The following is a 6182-nucleotide window of genomic DNA, read 5'->3' as shown; positions in this document are numbered from 1 at the left end:
TTTAAAAAATTTGGCTAGGTGAACTTAAGTCAATAACCCAGTATTCCAGTGACTGAGTTTTCCGTATACCAAATTTTTTATGCGTTTGAGCTGAAGAATCCTTGTACATAAATATCCTTCTCTATGCTTCAATTTTTTTAGACTTAGATGGACAACTATGAAATTTAACGAAATCGTCAGTAAACTTGCTGAAGTTGCGACAGAGAATAGTCTCAGCAATCACCAAGACCCAGAAATCACAGGTTTAGCGGCTTTGGATGAAGCTGTCCCTGGTCATCTGAGTTATGTTGAAGGGGCAAAATTTGCGTCTCTGGTTAGCCAAACAAAGGCTAGTGCTTTAATTTTGCCTCAAGATAAAACGTTACAGTTACAAGCACAAGAACGGGGTATAGCTTGGATAGCCACGCCAGATCCACGATTGTTGTTTGCCCAAGCGATCGCACTTTTTTATCAACCCTATCGCCCTAGCCCAGAAATTCATCCTAGTGCGGTGATTCATCCCACAGCCAAACTAGGTCAAGATGTTTATATTGGCGCTCATGTTGTAGTCCAGCATGGTGTAGAAATTGGTAATGGTGTAATTATTCATCCCAATGTCGTTATTTATCCTGATGTCAAAATAGGCGATCGCACCACCTTACACGCTAACTGCACCATTCATGAACGTACCCGCATCGGTGCGGATTGCGTAATTCATAGTGGGGCTGTAATCGGTGCAGAAGGCTTTGGTTTTGTGCCTACCCGTACTGGCTGGCTAAAAATGGAACAATCTGGTTATACAGTCTTAGAAGATCATGTAGAAGTTGGTTCTAATAGTGCCATTGATCGCCCAGCCGTGGGAGAAACTAGAGTAGGTAGTCATACAATAATTGATAATTTGGTACAAATAGGACATGGTTGCCAAATTGGTTCAGGTTGTGCGATCGCCGGTCAAGCTGGACTAGCCGGAGGCGTGAAAGTAGGGAATCGTGTTATTTTGGCAGGACAATCAGGAGTAGCCAATCAAGTAAAAATTGGTGATGGGGCGATCGCCTCTGCTCAAGCCGGAATTCACCATGATGTCGCACCAGGAGAAATTGTCTCCGGGATGCCAGCAGTACCTCACAAACTATATCTCAAAGCATCTGCTATTTATCATCGTTTGCCGGAAATGTATCAATCCTTCAGGCAATTACAAAAGCAACTAGGGAAAAAGTGAGCAATTAATTCAACATTTTAGTTACCTGAATTTGATAAAGTCCGATCCATCGCTTCAGTTGGTAACAGCGATGGCTTAGGTTTTCGGTAACTGTTAAAATCCTAATTTTTCTAAAACTGGCTGGGTAGAAACGATGTGACGATCTAAACCTAGTTCCTTGGGACTAACTCCTAAAGCCAACGCAATCAACTGCGGTAAATGCAAAATTGGTAAACCCAGCCGTTTCTCAATCACCTTTTCTACTTCTGGCTGACGAGAATCTAAGTTCAGATGGCACAGAGGACAGGGAGTAACTATACAATCCGCACCGTTGGCTAAAGCATCTTGAATGTGCATCCCAGCCATTTGGAAAGATTGGTTAGTAGCGTAACTAGAAAGAGGCCAACCGCAACACTGAGTACGACCACGGTAATAAATTGGTGTTGCACCTACTGCCCGAAACATATTTTCCATGCCTTCGGGGTGGAAGGGGTCATCATAGGGCATATACTTTTGAGCGCGGAGGAGATAGCAGCCATAAAAAGCTGCACATTTCAATCCCGTCAACTTACGTGTGACACGTTTGGTAATTTCCTCTACACCATAATCTGTGAGCAGGGCATAAAGAATATGTTTAACTTCGCTAGTGCCACGATAAGGTGAACACCCTTCTTTTTGCAGCAAACCATTTACTTGCTCAATGTAGCCAGGATTATCTGTTTGACATTGTTTCAGGTTTTCGTTGACATGACCAATTACACCTTGACAAGTGCTGCAATGGGTCAGTAAGGGCAGATTTAATGCTTCTGCTAAGGCAATATTGCGGGCATTAACAGTATCTTCTAATAATTGGGAATCTTCTTTAAATGTGCCTGAACCACAACAGGACGCTTTTTTAAGTTCAATCAATTCAATGCCCAATGCTTGAGTCAGGGCTTGAGTTGATAAGTAAAGCTCTCGGCAAGCTCCTTGAGCCACACAGCCAGGGTAATAGGCGTATTTTAGGGTCTGAGTTAGCATAAAAATATATTTGGTTAAAGGCAGTTGCCCTGATAATAACCGTTATCTGAAGCACAGAGCCTGAGTGTATCCTTGAGAGTTAAGTTTTTCTTCAGGAAAAGCCCTTGGTAGTATACGGGCGATCGCTCTTTCCGATAAGATGTATATGCTTAAAAACACATCGCCCATCAAGAGCGCATAATAGCAACTGGTCAAGGACATTTATCGTATGAGTCAAGCAGAAATTTTTGAAAAGGTCAAGAAAATTGTTGTCGATCAACTAAGTGTTGATCAAGACAAAATTACACCACAAGCTAATTTTGCCAATGATTTAGGGGCTGATTCCCTAGATACCGTTGAATTAGTGATGGCATTAGAAGAAGAATTTGATATCGAAATTCCCGATGAAGCCGCCGAAAAAATTACGACGGTTCAAGAGGCTGTGGATTACATCAACGATAAAGTTGCTGCATCCGCCTAAACAAATATTGGGGATCTCGGAACCCCTATGGGGATAAGGGGTAATGGGGATGGGGTACTGGGTATTAAGTACTGGTAATAATTGAATATAGATAAAAATCTTCTTAATTAACTATTATCGGGTTTCTGACCATACCTGCTTCCCAGTCCCCAGTCTCTTTATTTGCAGCTTTCTCGCCAATTTTAACTAAGAAATGACAGATTATAAACGTAAACGCGTTGTTGTAACTGGTGTTGGCGCGATTACACCAATTGGTAATACACCAGATGAATATTGGCAAGGATTGTTAAGCGGGCGCAGTGGCATTGGCAATATCACACATTTTGATGCCTCTAGCCATGATTGTCGCATTGCTGGGGAAGTGAAAAACTTCGATCCCCTCGCTTATATGGATCGAAAAGAAGCCAAGCGCATGGATCGGTTTGCCCAATTTGGGGTATCAGCTGCCAAACAAGCTGTTGCGGATGCCAAGTTAGTCATTAATGAACTAAATGCCGAACAGGTAGGAGTGATGATTGGCTCCGGTATTGGTGGACTGAAGGTGTTGGAAGACCAACAAACCATCTACCTCAACCGTGGCCCAGATCGCTGTAGTCCATTTATGATTCCGATGATGATCGCTAACATGGCGGCTGGATTAACAGCAATTCACATCGGTGCTAAAGGGCCTAATTCCTGTGCTGTGACTGCCTGTGCCGCAGGTTCCAACGCCATTGGGGATGCCTTCCGTCTGATTCAAAATGGTTATGCTCAGGCGATGATTTGCGGGGGCTGTGAGGCAGCAATTACACCTCTAGGTTTAGCTGGTTTTGCCGCAGCACGAGCGCTTTCCACGCGCAATGATGATCCGGCTCATGCTTGTCGTCCTTTCGACCGCGATCGCGATGGATTTGTCATGGGTGAAGGTGGGGGCATTCTTGTACTAGAAGAGCTAGAACACGCCCTCAGTCGTGGCGCTCAGATTTATGCAGAAATGGTCGGCTATGGTATGACCTGTGACGCTTACCATATCACTTCTCCAGTACCCGGTGGTACAGGTGCTGCTAGAGCTATTCAACTGGCGCTTAAAGATGGTGGTATCACTCCCGAAATGGTGAGCTACATTAATGCTCATGGTACTAGCACCCCAGCCAATGATTCCACAGAAACTGCGGCGATGAAAACAGCTTTGGGCGATCACGCCTATAAAATCGCTATCAGTTCTACTAAATCGATGACAGGTCATCTGTTGGGCGGTTCGGGAGGTATTGAAGCAGTTGCTACAGTGTTAGCGATCGCACATGATCAAATTCCTCCCACCATCAATCTAGAAAATCCTGATCCAGAGTGTGATTTAGATTACGTAGCCAATACCAGCCGCTCTCAAACAGTGGCGATCGCCTTATCCAACTCTTTTGGCTTTGGTGGTCATAACGTCACACTAGCCTTTAAGAAGTACGCCTAAAAATTTCAACTGTGCCGTTTTTCGGCTCTCCTGAGATTATTTTGTCAAAAGTATCACAAATACCTTTCATTGCTAGGTCAAGGGTTCATCATGACCTAATAATTGGATTGATTGATCACTAGAATCTCAGGAGATCCCGCTTGTCCATCAACAATGGGGAATGGGATGATAAAGATACTATGGGGAAAATTCAATCAGTGATTCAGTTACCAAGTTGAGTGAAGAAAACTGATAACCTTTAACTGTTAACTGTTAACTGTGCAGAACAACCCCAGTTAGAAAAAAAGCTCCAAGAGTGTTAACCTGTCGTTAAGAATAAGAGATTATGGCTGTTGCAACCCAATCCCTCGAAGAACTTTGTATTAACTCGATCCGCTTTTTGGCAGTTGATGCTGTAGAAAAAGCTAAATCAGGACACCCAGGACTGCCAATGGGCGCAGCTCCTATGGCTTTTGTCCTCTGGGATCGCTTTATGCGGTTTAATCCCAAAAATCCCAAGTGGTTCAACCGCGATCGCTTTGTCTTGTCTGCCGGTCATGGTTCCATGTTGCTGTATGCCCTGCTTTATTTGACAGGTTACGATAGCGTCACAATAGAAGATATCAAGCAATTTCGTCAATGGGGGTCTAAGACCCCAGGACACCCAGAAAACTTTGAAACCCCTGGTGTAGAAGTGACAACTGGCCCCTTGGGACAAGGTATTGCTAATGGAGTTGGTTTAGCAATGGCAGAAGCCCATCTAGCTGCCAAATATAACAAACCAGATGCCAAAATTGTTGACCATTACACCTATGTAATTCTAGGTGATGGTTGTAATATGGAAGGTATCTCTGGTGAAGCGGCTTCCTTCGCAGGTCACTTGGGATTAGGCAAACTGATTGCTCTATACGACGACAACCACATCTCCATCGATGGTTCTACAGATGTAGCATTCACCGAAGATGTTTCCAAGCGCTTTGAAGCTTATGGCTGGCACGTCCTGCACGTTGCAAATGGTAACACTGATTTAGATTCCATTGCCAACGCAATTGAAGCAGCCAAAGCTGTCACCGACAAGCCAACTATGATTAAGGTGACTACCACCATTGGTTATGGTTCACCCAACAAGCAAAACACTGCTGGTATTCACGGTGCGGCTTTGGGTGCAGACGAAATTGCCTTAACTCGTAAACAACTCAACTGGGAACACGAACCTTTTGTAGTTCCTCAAAATGCACTTGACCACACACGCAAAGCAGTAGAACGTGGCGCAAGCTACGAAGCTGAGTGGAACAAGACATTTGCTGACTACAAAGCCAAATATCCCCAAGAAGCGGCAGAATTTGAACGTTACCTCAGTGCTAAACTGCCTGATGGTTGGGATAAAGTCCTGCCTAGCTACACCCCCGAAGATAAAGGACTTCCCACCCGCAAACACTCAGAAAACTGTCTCAATAAATTAGCAGCAGTTTTACCAGAGTTAATCGGTGGTTCGGCTGACTTGACTCACTCCAATTTAACTGAATTGAAGGGCAAGGGCGACTTCCAAAAAGGACAATACCAAAACCCCAACATCCACTTTGGTGTCCGGGAACACGGTATGGGTGCTATCTGTAATGGTATGGCGCTGCATGGTTCGGGATTAATTCCCTACGGTGCTACCTTCTTGATTTTTACAGATTATATGCGGGCTGCTATCCGTTTATCTGCTTTGTCTCAAGTTGGTGCAATTTGGGTGATGACTCACGATTCCATCGGACAAGGTGAAGATGGCCCTACTCACCAACCAATAGAAACTTTGGCATCTTTGCGTGCTATTCCTAACCTGACTGTACTTCGTCCCGCAGATGGTAACGAATGCTCTGGCGCGTACAAAGTCGCAATTACCAAGGCTAAGGAAAACGCTCCTTCTCTGTTAGCCTTCACCCGTCAAGCTGTTCCCAACTTGGCAGGTACATCGGTTGAGAAGGTGGCTCAGGGTGGTTACACTGTGGTAGATTGCCAAGGTACTCCCGATATCATCTTGATTGGTACTGGTTCAGAGTTAAGCCTTTGTGTCACCGCAGGGGAGAAATTGACAGCCGAAGGTAAGAAGGTTCGTG

5 protein-coding genes are annotated in these 6182 nt (G+C 44.5%); 4 read left to right on the top strand and 1 reads right to left on the bottom strand.

Annotation, left to right across the window (positions count from 1 at the left end; all coding sequences use genetic code 11):
* The first annotated feature begins 157 nt into the window (after nucleotides 1-157).
* The gene (lpxD, locus tag VB654_RS19965) at nucleotides 158-1198 is read left to right on the top strand and encodes a UDP-3-O-(3-hydroxymyristoyl)glucosamine N-acyltransferase (protein WP_323215547.1); all 1041 of its coding nucleotides are present in this window, start codon (nucleotides 158-160) and stop codon (nucleotides 1196-1198) included.
* 93 nt (nucleotides 1199-1291) lie between these two features.
* Here the strand turns inward: lpxD and VB654_RS19960 are convergent, their stop codons facing one another.
* On the bottom strand, nucleotides 1292-2197 hold the full coding sequence (locus VB654_RS19960; RefSeq protein ID WP_323215546.1) for a CoB--CoM heterodisulfide reductase iron-sulfur subunit B family protein: 906 nt from the start codon (nucleotides 2195-2197) through the stop codon (nucleotides 1292-1294).
* A gap of 208 nt (nucleotides 2198-2405) precedes the next feature.
* Here VB654_RS19960 and acpP point away from each other — a divergent pair, with 208 nt between their 5' ends.
* The 3 genes from acpP to tkt all read left to right on the top strand — a co-directional run.
* Nucleotides 2406-2657, top strand: coding sequence for an acyl carrier protein (gene acpP / locus VB654_RS19955; RefSeq protein WP_323215545.1), 252 nt, complete (start codon nucleotides 2406-2408; stop codon nucleotides 2655-2657).
* A 193-nt stretch (nucleotides 2658-2850) separates the two neighbouring features.
* The gene (fabF, locus tag VB654_RS19950) at nucleotides 2851-4101 is read left to right on the top strand and encodes a beta-ketoacyl-ACP synthase II (protein ID WP_323215544.1); all 1251 of its coding nucleotides are present in this window, start codon (nucleotides 2851-2853) and stop codon (nucleotides 4099-4101) included.
* Nucleotides 4102-4426: 325 nt separating this feature from the next.
* The coding region (gene tkt / locus VB654_RS19945; RefSeq protein WP_323215543.1) for a transketolase at nucleotides 4427-6182 on the top strand (1756 nt) is incomplete at its 3' end.

Origin of the sequence: Nodularia sp. UHCC 0506 (genome assembly GCF_034931045.1) — a bacterium.
Taxonomy (GTDB): Bacteria; Cyanobacteriota; Cyanobacteriia; order Cyanobacteriales; family Nostocaceae; genus Nodularia.
This window is presented reverse-complemented; position numbering and strand designations above follow the sequence as displayed.